At 60.5% G+C, this 15,282-nt stretch carries 15 protein-coding genes; 8 read left to right on the top strand and 7 right to left on the bottom strand.

What is annotated here, in order from left to right; translation table 11 throughout:
- Window positions 1-7 precede the first annotated feature (7 nt).
- From atpD to glmS, 5 genes are all read left to right on the top strand, one after another.
- Entirely contained in the window at window positions 8-1,384 is a 1,377-nt protein-coding gene (gene atpD / locus JTY93_RS27345) for a F0F1 ATP synthase subunit beta (RefSeq protein WP_015886645.1), read from the top strand.
- 44 nt (window positions 1,385-1,428) lie between these two features.
- Complete coding sequence (locus JTY93_RS27340) at window positions 1,429-1,845, top strand: F0F1 ATP synthase subunit epsilon (RefSeq protein WP_003177061.1); 417 nt, start codon at window positions 1,429-1,431, stop codon at window positions 1,843-1,845.
- Window positions 1,846-1,968: 123 nt separating this feature from the next.
- Window positions 1,969-3,336 (top strand): bifunctional UDP-N-acetylglucosamine diphosphorylase/glucosamine-1-phosphate N-acetyltransferase GlmU, encoded by a 1,368-nt coding sequence (gene glmU, locus JTY93_RS27335; RefSeq protein ID WP_205476419.1) that lies wholly within the window; start codon window positions 1,969-1,971, stop codon window positions 3,334-3,336.
- A 228-nt stretch (window positions 3,337-3,564) separates the two neighbouring features.
- Window positions 3,565-4,332, top strand: coding sequence for a DeoR/GlpR family DNA-binding transcription regulator (locus tag JTY93_RS27330; protein ID WP_076964405.1), 768 nt, complete (start codon window positions 3,565-3,567; stop codon window positions 4,330-4,332).
- Window positions 4,333-4,342: 10 nt separating this feature from the next.
- Window positions 4,343-6,175: a glutamine--fructose-6-phosphate transaminase (isomerizing) gene (glmS, locus tag JTY93_RS27325; protein ID WP_205476418.1), complete on the top strand. Its 1,833-nt coding sequence runs from the start codon at window positions 4,343-4,345 to the stop codon at window positions 6,173-6,175.
- Window positions 6,176-6,307: 132 nt separating this feature from the next.
- Here the strand turns inward: glmS and JTY93_RS27320 are convergent, their stop codons facing one another.
- From JTY93_RS27320 to JTY93_RS27290, 7 genes are all read right to left on the bottom strand, one after another.
- Entirely contained in the window at window positions 6,308-7,276 is a 969-nt protein-coding gene (locus JTY93_RS27320) for a bifunctional GNAT family N-acetyltransferase/nucleoside diphosphate kinase regulator (RefSeq protein ID WP_205476417.1), read from the bottom strand.
- A 154-nt stretch (window positions 7,277-7,430) separates the two neighbouring features.
- Entirely contained in the window at window positions 7,431-8,363 is a 933-nt protein-coding gene (locus tag JTY93_RS27315) for a phosphatidate cytidylyltransferase (protein ID WP_205476416.1), read from the bottom strand.
- Window position 8,364: 1 nt separating this feature from the next.
- Entirely contained in the window at window positions 8,365-8,985 is a 621-nt protein-coding gene (locus tag JTY93_RS27310) for a lysophospholipid acyltransferase family protein (RefSeq protein ID WP_169990843.1), read from the bottom strand.
- A 9-nt stretch (window positions 8,986-8,994) separates the two neighbouring features.
- Entirely contained in the window at window positions 8,995-9,438 is a 444-nt protein-coding gene (locus JTY93_RS27305; RefSeq protein WP_169990845.1) for a hypothetical protein, read from the bottom strand.
- Window positions 9,428-10,726, bottom strand: a complete 1,299-nt coding sequence (locus JTY93_RS27300; protein WP_205476415.1) for a phosphatase PAP2/dual specificity phosphatase family protein — start codon at window positions 10,724-10,726, stop codon at window positions 9,428-9,430. The genes JTY93_RS27305 and JTY93_RS27300 overlap by 11 nt, the downstream gene beginning before the upstream one ends.
- Window positions 10,727-10,728: 2 nt before the next feature.
- Complete coding sequence (locus JTY93_RS27295) at window positions 10,729-12,483, bottom strand: bifunctional alpha/beta hydrolase/class I SAM-dependent methyltransferase (protein WP_205476414.1); 1,755 nt, start codon at window positions 12,481-12,483, stop codon at window positions 10,729-10,731.
- A gap of 10 nt (window positions 12,484-12,493) precedes the next feature.
- Entirely contained in the window at window positions 12,494-13,117 is a 624-nt protein-coding gene (locus JTY93_RS27290) for a CDP-alcohol phosphatidyltransferase family protein (RefSeq protein ID WP_205476413.1), read from the bottom strand.
- 203 nt (window positions 13,118-13,320) lie between these two features.
- Here JTY93_RS27290 and bufA2 point away from each other — a divergent pair, with 203 nt between their 5' ends.
- From bufA2 to JTY93_RS27275, 3 genes are all read left to right on the top strand, one after another.
- On the top strand, window positions 13,321-13,575 hold the full coding sequence (gene bufA2, locus JTY93_RS27285) for a BufA2 family periplasmic bufferin-type metallophore (protein WP_205476412.1): 255 nt from the start codon (window positions 13,321-13,323) through the stop codon (window positions 13,573-13,575).
- Between the two features lie 62 nt (window positions 13,576-13,637).
- The gene (bufB, locus tag JTY93_RS27280) at window positions 13,638-14,483 is read left to right on the top strand and encodes an MNIO family bufferin maturase (protein ID WP_169990855.1); all 846 of its coding nucleotides are present in this window, start codon (window positions 13,638-13,640) and stop codon (window positions 14,481-14,483) included.
- The gene (locus JTY93_RS27275; protein WP_205476411.1) at window positions 14,474-15,256 is read left to right on the top strand and encodes an HvfC/BufC N-terminal domain-containing protein; all 783 of its coding nucleotides are present in this window, start codon (window positions 14,474-14,476) and stop codon (window positions 15,254-15,256) included. The genes bufB and JTY93_RS27275 overlap by 10 nt, the downstream gene beginning before the upstream one ends.
- Window positions 15,257-15,282 lie beyond the last annotated feature (26 nt).

Below are 15,282 nucleotides of genomic sequence, written 5' to 3'. Positions count from 1 at the left end.
TCCAGCTATGAGTAGCGGACGTATCGTTCAAATCATCGGCGCCGTTATCGACGTGGAATTCCCACGCGACAGCGTACCGAGCATCTACAACGCGCTGAAAGTACAAGGCGCGGAAACTACTCTGGAAGTTCAGCAGCAGCTGGGCGACGGCGTAGTTCGTACCATTGCGATGGGTTCCACCGAAGGCTTGAAGCGCGGTCTGGACGTTGTCGACACTGGTGCTGCCATCTCCGTACCGGTCGGTAAAGCGACCCTGGGCCGGATCATGGACGTACTGGGCAACCCGATTGACGAAGCTGGCCCGATCGACACCGAAGAGCGTTGGGGCATTCACCGTCCAGCACCTTCGTTCGCCGAGCAAGCTGGCGGCAACGACCTGCTGGAAACCGGCATCAAGGTTATCGACCTGGTCTGCCCGTTCGCCAAAGGCGGTAAAGTTGGTCTGTTCGGTGGTGCCGGTGTAGGCAAAACCGTAAACATGATGGAACTGATCCGTAACATCGCCATCGAGCACAGCGGTTATTCCGTGTTCGCCGGTGTGGGTGAGCGTACTCGTGAGGGTAACGACTTCTACCACGAGATGAAGGACTCCAACGTTCTGGACAAAGTGGCACTGGTCTACGGTCAGATGAACGAGCCGCCGGGTAACCGTCTGCGCGTAGCACTGACTGGCCTGACCATGGCCGAGAAGTTCCGTGACGAAGGTAACGACGTTCTGCTGTTCGTCGACAACATCTACCGTTACACCTTGGCCGGTACTGAAGTATCCGCACTGCTGGGCCGTATGCCTTCTGCAGTAGGTTACCAGCCGACCCTGGCTGAAGAGATGGGCGTTCTGCAAGAACGTATCACTTCGACCAAGGAAGGTTCGATCACTTCGATCCAAGCGGTATACGTACCTGCGGATGACTTGACCGACCCGTCGCCAGCGACCACCTTCGCCCACTTGGACGCCACCGTCGTACTGTCCCGTGACATCGCTTCCCTGGGTATCTACCCAGCGGTCGATCCACTGGACTCGACTTCGCGCCAGCTGGACCCGAACGTGATCGGCCAGGAGCACTACGACACCGCTCGCGGCGTTCAGTACGTGCTGCAGCGCTACAAAGAGCTGAAGGACATCATTGCGATCCTGGGTATGGACGAGCTGTCGGAAACCGACAAGCAGTTGGTATCCCGCGCTCGTAAGATCCAGCGCTTCTTGTCGCAGCCGTTCTTCGTGGCTGAAGTCTTCACCGGTGCTTCGGGTAAATACGTTTCCCTGAAAGACACCATCGCTGGCTTCAAAGGCATCCTCAACGGTGACTACGACCACCTGCCAGAACAAGCGTTCTACATGGTCGGCGGCATCGAAGAAGCGATCGAGAAAGCCAAGAAACTGTAATCCAGGCGCCCGGCAACGGGCGCTCATCAGGTTGAGGCAATCAGATGGCTATGACAGTCCATTGCGATATCGTCAGCGCGGAAGGGGAAATCTTCTCCGGTCTGGTAGAAATGGTGATTGCACACGGCGAACTCGGTGACCTGGGTATTGCCATGGGCCACGCGCCGTTGATCACCAGCTTGAAGCCAGGTCCGATCACTCTGACCAAGCAGGGCGGGGAAAAGGAGGTGTTCTACATCTCTGGTGGTTTCCTCGAAGTTCAGCCGAACATGGTCAAGGTTCTTGCCGACACCGTGCAACGTGCTGGCGACCTGGATGAAGCCTCCGCTCAGGAAGCCGTCAAGGCTGCCGAGAAGGCCCTGAACGAAAAGGGTGCGGACTTCGACTACAGCGCTGCTGCTGTACGTCTGGCCGAGGCTGCAGCCCAGCTGCGCACGCTCCAGCAGATCCGCAAGAAGTAAGCGGCCAAGCCGTCATGCTTCATGCGCGATTGATTAAAAAGGGTAGCCTCGGCTACCCTTTTTCTTTTTTTGCAAAACACTTCTTTGGTCTGAAGCCGGACCGCCCAGGATTGGTAGCCATTCATGTCTCTTGAAATCGTCATTCTCGCCGCAGGCCAGGGCACCCGCATGCGTTCCGCCCTGCCCAAGGTGCTGCACCCGGTTGCTGGCAACTCCATGCTTGGCCATGTTATCCACAGCGCCCGGCAACTGGAGCCACAGCGTATCCACGTAGTGATTGGCCACGGCGCCGACGCGGTGCGTGAGCGTCTGGCCGCCGACGACTTGAATTTCGTATTGCAGGACAAGCAATTGGGGACCGGTCATGCCACGGCGCAAGCCGTACCGTTCATCAAGGCTGACACTGTGCTGATCCTTTACGGTGACGTGCCGCTGATCGAAGTAGAAACCCTGCAGCGCTTGCTCAAACACGTGGTGCCTGGCCAGATGGGGTTGCTCACCGTCGAGCTGGAAGACCCGACCGGTTACGGCCGTATCGTGCGCAACGCCGACGGCAAGGTCACAGCCATCGTCGAGCATAAGGACGCCACTGAGGCCCAACGGGCAATTACCGAAGGCAACACCGGGATTCTCGCGGTGCCGGCAGCGCATTTGGCGGACTGGATGAGTCGCCTGTCGAACAACAACGCCCAGGGCGAGTACTACCTCACCGACGTCATCGAGATGGCCGTCAGCGATGGCCTGTTGGTCGCCACTGAGCAGCCCCACGACCCGATGGAAGTGCAGGGCGCCAACGACCGCAAGCAACTGGCGGAACTGGAGCGGCACTACCAACTGCGCGAAGGCCGCCGCCTGATGGCCCAAGGTGTCACGCTGCGTGATCCTGCGCGTTTCGATGTACGCGGTGAGGTTATCGTGGGGCGTGATGTGCTGATCGATATCAACGTGATCCTTGAAGGCCGCGTGATCATCGAAGACGACGTGGTGATTGGTCCCAACTGCGTGATCAAGGACAGCACCCTGCGCAAAGGCGTGGTGATCAAGGCTAACAGCCATATTGACGGAGCAGTGATGGGCGAGGGCAGCGATGCCGGGCCGTTCGCCCGGTTGCGTCCCGGTAGCGTGCTGGAGGCCAAGGCCCATGTGGGTAACTTTGTCGAACTGAAAAACGCCCACTTGGGCGAGGGCGCCAAGGCAGGTCACCTGACTTACCTGGGCGACGCCGTTATCGGCGCGCGCACCAACATCGGCGCAGGGACCATCACCTGCAACTACGATGGCGCCAACAAGCACCAGACCGTGCTGGGAGAAGATGTATTCATCGGCTCCAATAACTCGCTGGTTGCCCCTGTGAAGGTGGGCGATGGTGCCAGCACGGCCGCAGGCTCCACCATCAACCAGGATGTGGATAAGTCTCAACTGGCTGTTGCCCGCGCCCGCCAACGCAACATCGACGGCTGGAAACGCCCGGTCAAAATCAAAAAGACCTGACTTATCCACAACCTCATTAGCAACGCCATTCCATTGTGGGAGCGGGCTTGCTCGCGAAGACGGAGTGTCAGTCACTGAACGTGTATCTGATGCACCACCTTCGCGAGCAAGCCCGCTCCCACATTGGATCTATGTTGTTTTCAAAAAAGTGCACCCGCCGCTTGACGATTTCCCGCCAATAGGTTTTGATTGCCTTCGTTATCTTTCGAAACGAAACTTATCATCACTATGTCGAAACGAAACACACCGCAAAGACGCCACAACATCCTCACCTTGCTCACCGAGCAGGGTGAAGTGAGCGTGGACGAACTGGCCAAGCGTTTCGAAACCTCCGAAGTGACCATCCGCAAGGACCTCGCCGCGCTGGAAAGTAACGGCTTGTTGCTGCGTCGCTACGGTGGCGCAATCACTATGCCCCAGGAACTGGTCGGCGATCCTGCCCAGCCCATTTCCGTGCACAAGCGCGCCATCGCCCGAGCGGCGGTCAAACGCCTGCGTGAACATGCACGGATCATCATCGACAGCGGCAGCACCACCGCCGCGATGATCCCGGAACTGGGGCATCAGCCCGGCCTGGTGGTGATGACCAACTCCCTGCATGTGGCCAGTGCCCTGAGTGAGTTGGAGCATGAGCCGGTGCTGTTGATGACCGGCGGCACCTGGGACCCGCACTCGGACTCGTTCCAGGGCCAGGTCGCTGAACAAGTGCTGCGTTCCTATGACTTCGACCAACTGTTTATCGGCGCTGACGGCATCGACCTGCAGCGCGGCACCACCACCTTCAATGAATTGCTGGGCCTGAGCCGAGTGATGGCCGAAGTCGCCCGTGAAGTGGTGGTGATGGTCGAATCCGACAAGATCGGCCGCAAGATCCCCAACCTGGAACTGCCCTGGAGCAGCGTCCATACCCTTATTACCGATGATCGCCTGCCGCTTGAGGCCCGCGACCAGATTCAAGCCCGCGGCATCACGCTGATTTGCGCGGCAGTCATCTAGGAGAGAAACCATGTGTGGAATTGTAGGCGCAGTCGCTGAACGGAACGTTACCGCCATTTTGCTCGAAGGCCTCAAGCGCCTCGAATACCGTGGCTACGACAGTGCCGGCGTGGCGGTCTTCAGCAACGCGGGCAAGCTTGAGCGCATGCGTCGCCCAGGCAAAGTCAGTGAACTGGAACAGGCCCTGGCAGGTGAGCCCCTGGCGGGCCGCCTGGGCATCGCCCACACCCGCTGGGCGACCCACGGGGCACCGTGCGAGCGCAATGCGCACCCGCACTTCTCCGGTGACATTGCGGTGGTGCACAACGGCATCATCGAAAACCACGAAGTGCTGCGCGAACAACTCAAGGGTCAGGGCTACGTCTTTACTTCGGACACCGACACTGAAGTCATCGCCCACCTGCTCAACCACAAGCTCAAGGACCACAGTGACCTGACCACCGCCCTCAAGGCCACGGTCAAGGAACTGCATGGCGCCTACGGCCTGGCCGTGATCAGCGCCAGCCAACCGGATCGTGTGGTTGCCGCCCGCAGTGGCAGCCCATTGGTGATTGGCCTGGGTCTTGGGGAGAACTTCCTCGCCTCCGATCAACTGGCCTTGCGTCAGGTCACCGACCGCTTCATGTACCTGGAAGAAGGTGATATCGCCGACATCCGCCGTGAAAGCGTGGCGATCTGGGACGTCAACGGCAACTCCGTCGAGCGCGAAGCCGTGCAATACCGCGATGGTGCCGAAGCCGCCGACAAGGGCGAGTTCCGTCACTTCATGCTCAAGGAAATCCACGAGCAACCGACCGTGGTGCAACGCACCCTGGAAGGACGCCTGAGTCAGCACCAGGTGCTGGTCAATGCCTTCGGCCCACAAGCCGCCGAGCTGTTCGCCAAAGTGCGCAATGTTCAGATCGTCGCCTGTGGTACCAGTTACCACGCCGGCATGGTCGCCCGTTACTGGCTGGAAGAACTGGCCGGCATCCCGTGCCAGGTCGAAGTGGCCAGCGAATTCCGCTACCGCAAGGTGGTGGTGCAGCCCGATACCCTGTTCGTGACCATCTCCCAGTCCGGCGAGACCGCCGACACCCTGGCCGCCCTGCGCAATGCCAAAGAGCTGGGCTACCTGGCGAGCCTGGCGATCTGCAACGTCAGCATCAGCTCCCTGGTGCGTGAGTCCGACCTGACCCTGCTGACCCAGGCCGGTCGCGAAATCGGCGTAGCTTCCACCAAGGCCTTCACCACCCAGTTGGTGGGCCTGTTGCTGCTGACCCTGTCCCTGGGCCAAGTCCGCGGCACACTGGCCGAGGGCGTCGAAGCCACCCTGGTAGAAGAGCTGCGCCGCCTGCCGACTCGCCTGGGCGAAGCCCTGGCCATGGACAGCACTGTAGAGAAAGTCGCCGAACTGTTTGCCGACAAGAACCACACCCTGTTCCTCGGTCGTGGCGCGCAATACCCCGTGGCGATGGAAGGCTCCCTGAAACTCAAGGAAATCTCCTATATCCACGCCGAAGCCTACCCGGCCGGTGAGCTCAAGCACGGCCCATTGGCCCTGGTAGACGACGACATGCCCGTGGTCACCGTTGCGCCGAACAATGAACTGCTGGAGAAGCTCAAGTCCAACCTGCAGGAAGTGCGCGCCCGTGGCGGCCAACTGATCGTGTTCGCCGATGAAAAGGCCGGCATGACCAACGGTGAAGGTACTCACGTGATCAACATGCCGCACATCCACGACATCCTGTCGCCGATTCTCTACACCATCCCGCTGCAGTTGCTGTCGTACTACGTGGCGGTGCTCAAGGGCACGGACGTTGACCAGCCGCGTAATTTGGCCAAGTCGGTGACGGTTGAGTAAAGCTGTCTCTAGGTATTAAAAGCTGTCCCGTTTGGAGCCTCTCTGGGCTCCAAACGACGTCCTTCTCTCGTTATCCGTGTTGATTTTGGGGATCCTCGCGCCTGAAGGACGAACACTGAGCAAAAGGCGCGTTTATAGGTGGAAGTCGCCCGCAGCCTCTGGCTGGTAAAGCACTTTCCTGATCTCAATCCGGCGGGTCCGATCAGAAATTCGCCAGTCGATGGCGTCTCCCTCCTGATAGCCCAGGATGGCGGCGCCGATGTCGGAATACACGGAATGCTTCCCTGCGCTGCTGTCCTCATCTTCGGGGTAGACCAGGGCCACTTCGATCTCTTCGTCGTCCAACTGCAGCAAGGCTCTAGAGTTCATCGTGACGACATTGCAGGCCACTTGCTGCGGCTTGACGACAATGGCTCGCTCAAGCTCATGTTCGAGTTCAACAATGGCCGGGCCTTGCTCGAGCACGATTAGACTTTCGAGTCTGGCCTTGTCGATTTCAGTGATGTAGATCCTAGTGGCGTCGCCAACGGCACCTTCGCGCAAGAACTGGAGATAGCGCCCCACCGTCATCGAAAACGACTTCAATGTCGGTGTTTCGCTCTCAATCACAAAGCCGCTGCGCAGAAAGGCTTTCAGCGAGCGCGTGTTGTCCGGGTGGATCTTGGCGATGAGCTTCTTGGCCCGCATGTCGAGGAAGGCCAGTTTCATGCCCTCGCGAATCGTGCGGGCACCAAGGTTTCGGCCCCATTTGTCGCTGTCTCCGATGACCAGGACGATCTCGCAATTTGAGTCGGTCTTGATGAGACGGACAAAGCCCACCGGGGCGTCATGCCGGTCATAGGCCATGAAGAATCGGCCACCCTTGTTGAATAGATGGGTCAGGATCGGCAATTGAGTCCGATCGATGGCGTGCTCGATGGAGCGGGAGACATCAGGCGAATCGCTCAGATAGCAGGTGACGCGCTCATCCTCCAACCAATCCATCAGCGTCAGCGCGTGCGCCCGAGTAATTTCAGGGCACAGCGAAATGAAAGGCTTGTTCATCTTCAGCACACTTATTTGTAGTCGAAAAGGGCGGAAGCCCTCCATGGTCATGGCCATGACGGTTCTTTCGGCAACCGGCTATGTTAAGACATAACGCGAGGAATGCCGAACAGCCTGGAGACTCAGCCAAACAGATGGTGCCTGACATCACGTTTTCGCGAGCAGGCCCGCTGCCACATTTGAACGTCGTTAGCCTTTAGATAGGTGTGACTCAGGTCCACCAATACCGCACCAGATGAAAGAAAATCGGCGCCGCGAAACACACCGAATCCAGCCGATCCAGCATCCCGCCGTGTCCTTCGATCATATGCCCCCAGTCCTTCACGCCTCGGTCGCGCTTGATCGCCGACATCACAATCCCGCCGGCAAAGCCCAGCAGGTTGATCAGCAGTGCAATCAGGAAGGACTGCCAAGGGTTGAACGGTGTGATCCACCACAGTGCCGCGCCGATCAGGGATGACAGCAGGATTCCGCCAACAAAGCCTTCAACGGTTTTCGACGGTGACAGGTTGGGCGCGATCTTGTGTTTGCCGAACAGTTTGCCGCACACGTATTGCAGCACGTCCGAGAGCTGCACCACGATCACCAGGTAGGCGATCAACAGTAGGTTGCGGCCCTCGTAGCCGACGATGTCGAGGGTCAGCAGGGCCGGGACGAAGGATACGCAGAACACCGCGATCATCAGGCCCCACTGTACTTTTGACGCCCGCTCCAGGAAGTGCGTGCTGTCGCCGCCCAGGGAGGCAAGGATGGGCAGCAGCAGGAACACGTAGACCGGGATAAAGATCGAGAACAGGCCGTACCAGTCAAAGTAGATCAGCAAGTATTGCAGGGGCAGGGCCAGATAGAACGCAGCCACCAGCGCCGGATAGTCGCTGCGGCGGGTGGGGGTGAGGGTGAGGAATTCGCGCAGGGCGTAGAACGACACGGCGTAGAACAACAGGATCACCGCGCCAGTCCCAAGCCAGAACGCGATGCCGATCACCACCACCATTACCCACCAGGCATTGATGCGGGCGTTGAGGTTGTCGATCACCGCGTTGGGTGTGCCACGGGTTTGCAGCTTGAGGATCAGGCCGATCAGCGAGGCGAGCACCAGGATCATGCCGATGCCGCCGAACAACATCAGGGTTTGGCTATCCATGTCAGGAATGCTCCGGGGCGAGGGCGAGCAGGGCGTCGCGGCTGCGGGCGAGGAACAGGGCTTTGTCTTCACCGTCCTGCAGTTGCAGCGGGGCGCCGAAGCTGGTGGTGCACAACAGCGGCAGCGGCAGTACGCGGCCCTTGGGCATCACGCGGTTGAGGTTGGCTATCCACACCGGGATCAGTTGTGCCTGTGGGTAACTTTTTGCCAGGTGATACAGGCCGCTCTTAAATGGCAACAGGCCATCCTCCAGGTTGCGCGTGCCTTCGGGGAAAATGATCAGCGAGTCGCCATGCTCCAGGGCTTCGAGCATCGGTTGCAAGGGGTTATCCACAGGGTCTTTGCGCTCGCGGTCGATCAGCACCCCGTTGAAGACCCGGTTGATGATGTAGCGGCGCAAAGCGCTCTTGTTCCAGTAGTCGGTGCCGGCCACCGGGCGCGTGGCTTTACGTAGGTTCTGCGGCAACGAGGCCCAGAGCAGCACGAAGTCACCGTGGCTGCTGTGGTTGGCAAAGTAGATGCGCTGCACGGGTTCTGGCGCGCAGCCCAGCCACAAGCTGCGGGCGCCGGTCACTGTGCGGGCCATGGAGGTAATCAGGGTTGCGACCACGGGTTCGAACATGAGGATTCCTTATCCGGCGAAGGGCAGCCATGGGCTGGCCAGGATGACGGCCAATGTCAGTAACACTTGCGCGCCCAGCAGATAGGCCTGTTTGCGCAGCAATTTGAGGGCGCCACGCCGACGCTCGGTCCATGGCCGGCTAGCGCGGTTGGCGGGTTGCAGGCCCAGGGTTTGCAAGGTCTGGTCCAGTTCGCCGGTGCGCTCTATGTCCTTGGCCATCAGCGCAAACAAGTCGGCGTCAAAGGCCACCCGCAGCGCCCAGTACTTTTGCAGCAGCCCGAGGACAATCATCCACAGGCTGAGCAGCAGGCAGATTGGCGTGATGCTGACCATCAACAGTTGCGCCAGGCCGAACAACACCCCGAGCAAGGTCAGGCCTGTGGATAACTGATCCAGCGAACGTCCACGACGCAGCAGGCTGGCGACCACCTGGAGTTGCATATCAGCGGGCATAAGGCAGTTCTCCCAAGGCTTGACGGTGATGGGCGTGCAGGATCACATCCGGCCGTGCTGTACGAATAATAGCCAGTGCCTCATCCACCGTGCTGGCGCGCCCGCTGTGCAGCAGCCATGCCGCCACGGCACTGGCGCTGCGGGAGTAGCCGAGGGCGCAGCACACCAGCAAAGGCCCGTGTTTGCGCAAGCGCTCAATGGCTTGGGCCGCTTCCAGGCACTGCGCAGGTGTAGGGGCGGTGAGGTCGAGGACGGGCAGGGCATGGTAAGCGCGACCTTGTGGATAAAGCGGCAGTTCGGCACACAGATCGACCACGGCATTGAATGAACTCAGCTGCGCTGTCGTCGGAATTCGCCCCAGCCATACGTTATCCACAATCAGATCGGGTTGTGGGTGTTTACGTGTCCATAGCCGCGAGTTGAGCCACGCCGCCGCGAGATAGGGCGCGTACAGCCAGCGGGACGCCGGGCTGAGTCGGCCATCGTCGAGTTTCTGAAAGCCTGCGGCACCCAACAGCCAATAGTTGAGCGCCACCAGCAACACCGCGACGGCCGGCCACAACAGCCATAGCCAGGCGCCGCCCCAGGTAAAGGCCGCTGTCGCCAGCAGCAGGGCGCCCACGGCGTAGCGCAAACCCAGGCGCCAAAGTTTCGGATCTTTGGCCAGGCGCGCATTAAGCAGCGGGCTTGGATGATCCACCGGCCATAGCCATACGCATAGCCAGCCGGCCAGGGCGCCTGTGGGTAAGTCGATAAAGTGATGTTGGTAAGTGGTCAGTACCGAAATGCCGATCAGTGCGAACCAGCCATGCACCAGCCAGCGCCAAAGGCCTTGGCTATGCCGCTGGAACATCACCCACAGGATCACCAGCAGGGCGATGTGCAGCGAAGGCGCCTGGTTGAACGGTTTATCAAACCCCGCCAGCACCGCGAACAGCCAACCAAACACGCCGTCCATTTCCGGGCGCTCAAAGGTGAAGCGCAACGGCCAGAGCAGGAAGCAGCTCACCGCAATCACTTGGGCACTCAGCAGGCGCAGGGCATGTTGCTTGAGCTCATGGCGACTGTTGGGCAGCAGCAGGGAGAAGCCATAGAGCAGGTCGATTGACCAGTAGGGCACGATGGTCCAGGCCCAGAACGGGATATGGGTTTCCCAGCCGAACACCAGGGTGCCGACGTCGCTGCGCTGGCTGGTCACCCACGTGGCAAAGCCGTAGGTGCCGAAAAACAGCGGCGCCAACAGCAGCAGCCACAGCAGCGCTGGTTTGAAAAGTCCCGGTTCGCGCATGCTCAGATCTTCTGCGCCAGCGAGACGCTGAAGATGCCCCACTCATCCACACGCTGGGTGATCTTGCGAAAGCCCGCCGCCTCCACCAGTTGATCCATTTCCGCCTGGCTGCGGCGGCGCATCACCCAGGCCTGGCCCTGGCGATGGCTGGTGAGGGCGCGGGCGATCAGTTCCAGTTGCGGGTGCCACGGTTGGCCGGTGTACACCAGGTACCCACCGGGCTCCACGGCCTCGGCCAGGCCGGCGAGGGAGCCACCGACCATGGCGTTATCGGCAAACAGCTCGTACAGCCCGGACACCACCGCCAGTGTCGGCTTGGGCGCCAGCGCCGCCAGGTCGGCCCGGTCGAAGGCATCACCTTTGACGAACTGCGCAATATCTCCCAGGCCTTTCTCGCGGATCAGCGCGCCACCGTCGCGCACGTTGATATCGCTGTAGTCGCGCAACAGGATCGATTCCGGCAGTGGAGAAACGCCCTGCAAGGCTTCCAGAATGTACCGACCATGCCCCGCGGCGATGTCGACGATGCGCACCTCACGCCCGTCATCCCGCAGCTTGACCATGGCCAGGCGCAGCAATTCTTCAACATGCAGTTTGCGCTGGCGAATCCCGCGCCAGCCAATGGAGTTCAGGTAGTTGGTGTCGATCATCCGCCCCAGCGCACCTTTGCCGGTGGGCTTGTTGCGATAGACATAGTCCAGGGTACTGCCGGAATCGAAACCGGTGTCGAAGCCCAGCTTCACGCCCTCGGACAACTGGCGGCCCAGGCCCATGCTGGCGCGGGTCATGCGCCAGTACAGGTCACGTAGCGAGTTGCGCGGCAGTGGCGCAGCGAGGGATTCGGATTCGGCGCAGGTCGCGCCGATCTTGTCGGCATCCAGCAGGCTGGCGCGGTCCAACGGGTGAGCGAAGTTTTGCAGGATAAAACGCCTGGCACTGGCCAGCGCCACGGCACGGTCGCGTTCGCCGAGGGTGTCGTGGAAAAAGCCGGGCAGGATGTGCAGTTCTTTTTTCAGGCTGCCCAGGCGCTCGAAGAACTGTTGCTGGGGTTTGCGATGCACCACAAAGTCCGAGCCGGAGATCAGCAGTTGGGTCGGCACTTGGATCGCCTGGGCATCGGCGACTACGCGGTCGGCCGCTTCGTACAGGCCCAGCAGCACATTCACCGAGATCGCCTTGGTAATCAGCGGGTCTGTGTCGTAGGACGCGACGCGCTCGGGGTCATGGCTGAGGAACTTGGCCTTGACGTAGCTGTTGACGAAAAAGTTGCCGCGAAAGCGCCGCATCAGCGCAAGGCCTGGCCGGGCGAAAGGTACGTAGAGCTTGACCTTGAATGCCGGGGAGGCAAGCACCAGGGCGCGGATGTTGGGTGCGTAGTCGTGGACCCAGGTAGCAGCAATCACCGCGCCGACGCTTTGGGCGATGACGGCGAGGTTTTCTGGCTCGATGTCATAGGCTGCGCCGATATGGTCGCAGAACGTCTGCACGTCCCGTGCGCTGGTGGCAAAGCTCGGGCTGTCGCCACGCGCGCCGGGGGACTGGCCATGGCCACGGGCGTCCCAGGCGAAGAAATCGAAGTGCGGCAGGTCCAGTTCATCCACTAGGTGCGCAATACGCCCGGAATGCTCGTGGCCCCGATGGAACAGCAGGATCGCCTGGCGTGGCTCAGGCCCGGTCGCGGTGGTCGCGGGCCAGTGCCGATAGAAAAGCTCTACGCCGTCATGGGTGCTGAAGGTGTGCTGTTGCTGTTCGCGCATCGCAAGATCCTTATGCCGTCGGAGGGGTTTCTAGTTGTTCTTCAAGGCCCTGGCGCACTCGATTGACCAGGGTATAGGCGAGCAATGCAGCCACCAGCCACATCACGCCATCGACCCAGCCGGCGCCGAGCCAGCCCAGTGCCACGCCGGTGGCCAGCACGCCGAGGACGAACGCCCGATCACTCTTGCCCATGGGCCCGTCATAGCGCCGCGATGCACCGACCATCGGCCCAAGCACGCCCGCATATTCACTGAACACCGCCAGCAGCGTCACCAGTAGCACCGGCGCCAGGCTGACGCCGGGGATCAGCGCAAATGGCAGGATCAGCGCGCTGTCGGCGATCACGTCGCACAGTTCATTGAGGTAGGCGCCCAGGCGCGACTGTTGACCAAACTCTCGGGCGAGCATGCCGTCGATGGCATTGAGGGCCATGCGCAGGATCATCCACAGCGGGATCAACACGAATACCCAGGCATGCCCGGCGAAACCCGCTACCAGCAGGCCTACCAGCAGCGACACGATTCCCGCCAGTACGGTGATCTGGTTGGCGGTGGTGCCGTTGTCGTACAGGCGCTGGACCAGGGGCCGCAGCAGGTTTTGAAAACGCGGTTTGAGCTGATAGATCGAAATCATGAGAGTGACGCTTCCTTGTCCGTGATCCCGCGAAAAAGCTGGTGCGAGTGTGACGACAAATCGCCGTGGGCACTAGTGCCCGCCGGCGGTACATAAAAATGTCGATCACGTTGTAACGCCCAGCAGGCACCTCACTCTAGTGCTGTGTCGGGACTGAACAAACCGTTCAGCCGACGCCCTACAGACCTATGAGGATTACCATAATGAACTTCAAGAACGCCGTTTCCGGTGCTGCCCTGGCCATTGCTGCCGCCACTATGTTTGCCGGTGTCGCGACCCAGGTTCAGGCGGCAGATGAAGCGAAGGTGCATTGCTATGGCGTGACCTCCTGCAAAGGCATGAACGACTGCAAGACTGCTGAAAACGCCTGTAAAGGCCAGGCCGTCTGCAAGGGACACGGTTTCAAGGCGATGACCAAGGCTGCTTGCGATGCAGCTGGCGGCAAAGTCGGCGAATAACCGCGAGTACGTGATCCTGCAGCGGTGTGCACGTCGCTGCGGACACTTTCCAGGAGTTCGTCATGTCGGTATCGGTTCCTTGCCTGGGCTACGGCCTGGGGTTACGCAGCAATTACTATCAGCAGATCATCGAGCAGTCGCCGCAGGTGGACTGGTTCGAAATCGTCTCCGAGAATTATCTGGTCCAGGGCGGCAAAGCCTTGTACTACCTGGACGCCATCGCCGAGCGCTATCCGTTGGTGATGCATGGCGTGTCCCTGTCCATCGGCGGGCCCCATGCCCTCGATATGGACTACCTCAAGCAACTCAAGCAATTGGCCGACCGGGTCAAACCGGCGTGGGTCTCCGATCACCTGTGCTGGAGCCGTGGCAACGCCCATCAACTGCATGACTTGTTGCCGCTGCCCTACACCGAGGAAAGCCTCTACCACGTCGCTGGCCGCGTGCTGCAGGTGCAGGAGGTTCTGCAGCGGCCGCTGGTGCTGGAAAATGTCTCCAGCTACGTGCGCTCAAAGGCCGATGACTTTACCGAGTGGGAATTTCTCAACGCCTTGAGCCACCTCAGTGGTTGCGAACTGCTGCTGGACATCAACAACGTGTATGTCAGCTCGCGCAATCACGGTTTCGATGCCTGGACCTTTATCCGCAACCTGCCGCCGCACAGCATCCGCCAGCTGCATTTGGCCGGGCATATGGACTACGGCGACTATGTGGTCGATACCCATGACCATCCGGTATGCGATCCGGTGTGGCAGTTGTTTCAACAGACCCTGGAGCACTTGGGGCCGGTGGCGACGTTGCTGGAGCGCGATGATCATTTCCCGCCGTTTGCCGAGCTACTCGACGAATTGGCCAAGGCCCGTGAGCTGGGGGCTGGCGCCTTGGCCCGGAGGTCGCTATGCGCCTGATCGATTGGCAACTGGCGTTTGAACGGCATCTATTGGCAGACGCCGACGACAGCGGTTTTGCCAGCACCTTGATTGGTGGCCCGACACTGGACATCGACACTGGCCTTGCGATCTACCACAACGCCTATCGGGCCCGTTTGCTGGAAGTGATGCAGGGGGATTTCCCGGCCGTGTGGCATTGGCTGGGGGATGATGAATTTGCCGGGCTGGTGGCTGCTTATGTACAGCGTTATCCCTCGGCGCATTTCAGCTTGCGCTGGCTGGGGCAGCGGTTTGAAGGTTTTATCGGCGAGTATCTGGTCGCCGAGCAAAGTGCACCGTTGGCCGAGCTGGCGCGCCTGGAATGGGCTTTTACCCTGGCGTTTGATGCACCTGCGGGCCAGCCCCTGGTCCTGGAAGACATGGCTCGGCTGGCACCCGAGGCCTGGCCGTTGTTGCAGGTCGAGTGGGGACCGGCGGTGCAGCAGGTATTGTGCCGCTTCAACAGTCTGCAGATCTGGCGTGCGGTCAAGGCGCAGGCTGCGTTTCCCGGCAGCCTGGCGTTGCAGCAGGCCGAGGTATGCCTGATCTGGCGTGACCAGCAGGTCTGTCGCTACCGCAGCCTGGAGCCTGCCGAGGCGTACGCGTTGGCCGGGATGGCCGACCAGGGATGGACTTTTTCAGAACTGTGCGCCGAATTGGCAGTCACTTACCAAGAGGGCGCGCCGCTGCAAGCTGTCACGTGGTTGAAACAGTGGGTTCAAGACGGTTTGCTGCAACGTCGGGCACCATAGAAGGCGGCTATTAAATCGATAGCCAG

This window comes from Pseudomonas hygromyciniae, from assembly GCF_016925675.1.
Classification (GTDB): Bacteria; Pseudomonadota; Gammaproteobacteria; order Pseudomonadales; family Pseudomonadaceae; genus Aquipseudomonas; species Aquipseudomonas hygromyciniae.
This window is presented reverse-complemented; position numbering and strand designations above follow the sequence as displayed.